Here is a 672-nt window from a genome sequence, read left to right as displayed (position 1 = left end):
CTGGACGCCGCAGACCGATCCGTCCGGCGTGGTGCACAAGACGATCGATTATCCCGGCGTCCCGGTCGATCATTCGACGGTCACGGAGAACCACGGCATCCTGAAGAACGTGCGCATCCCGGTGCGTCCGCATTTCGGCGTGATCGGGCTCGCGCCCAAGGAGGCCGAGTTCGTCGATTCGATCCCGCCGAGCTACACCGGCGGCAACATCGACAATTGGCGCATCGGCAAGGGCGCCACGATGTATTACCCGGTGGCGGTCGAAGGCGGGCTGCTCTCGGTCGGCGATTCCCACGCCTCGCAAGGCGATTCCGAACTGTGCGGCACGGCGATCGAATGCTCGCTCAACGGCACCTTCCAGATCATCCTGCACAAGAAGGCGGACCTCGCCGGCACCGCGCTGGAAGCGCTCGACTACCCGATGCTGGAGACCCAGGGCGAATGGCTGGTGCACGGCTTCAGCTTCGCCAACTATCTGAGCGAGCTCGGCTCCGGCGCGCAGACCGAGATCTACAAGAAGTCGTCGGTCGACCTCGCTCTGCGCGACGCCTTCCGCAAGATGCGCAAATTTCTGATGACGACGAAGAAGCTGACCGAGGACGAAGCCATCTCGCTGATCTCGCTCGGCGTCGATTTCGGCGTCACCCAGGTGGTCGACGGCAATTGGGGCGT

1 protein-coding gene is annotated in these 672 nt (G+C 63.7%); it reads left to right on the top strand.

Annotation, left to right across the window (positions count from 1 at the left end; translation table 11 throughout):
* The coding region (locus tag FNJ47_RS46390; protein ID WP_175068527.1) for an acetamidase/formamidase family protein at positions 1-672 on the top strand (672 nt) is incomplete at both ends.

Origin of the sequence: Bradyrhizobium uaiense, from assembly GCF_010811875.1 — a bacterium.
Taxonomy (GTDB): domain Bacteria; phylum Pseudomonadota; class Alphaproteobacteria; order Rhizobiales; family Xanthobacteraceae; genus Bradyrhizobium; species Bradyrhizobium uaiense.
The sequence above is the reverse complement of the archived record's forward strand: the minus strand, read 5'-3'. Positions and strand labels throughout refer to the sequence as shown.